Annotated in this window: 1 protein-coding gene; it reads right to left on the bottom strand. The window is 69.2% G+C overall.

The features are described 5' to 3' along the window. The coding region (locus G5B56_RS19775; RefSeq protein ID WP_310733817.1) for an ATP-grasp domain-containing protein at window positions 1-321 on the bottom strand (321 nt) is incomplete at both ends.

Genomic DNA, 321 nt, shown 5'->3' with positions numbered 1-321 from the left:
CACCGCCTGCGCCTGGCTGGCTTCGGGCACGCCGATGCCCACGGCCAGTTCACGCGCCTGAGCCTCGGTCAGGCCCACGAGCGGGTCGACGAAGACCTTCAGGATCTTCTCCGGCGTGGCGTGCGCCACTTCCTCGATGTCCATGCCACCTTCGGACGACGCCATCAGCGCCACCTTCTGCGTCGCGCGGTCGGTCAGCGCGGCGACGTAGTACTCCTTCCGGATGTCGGCGCCTTCCTCGACCAGCAGCCGGCGCACCTTCTGGCCTGCGGGGCCGGTCTGGTGGGTGACGAGCTGCATGCCCAGGATCTGCGAGGCCAA

Origin of the sequence: Rubrivivax sp. JA1026 (assembly GCF_011065555.1) — a bacterium.
GTDB lineage: Bacteria > Pseudomonadota > Gammaproteobacteria > Burkholderiales > Burkholderiaceae_C > Rubrivivax > Rubrivivax benzoatilyticus.
The sequence above is the reverse complement of the archived record's forward strand: the minus strand, read 5'-3'. Positions and strand labels throughout refer to the sequence as shown.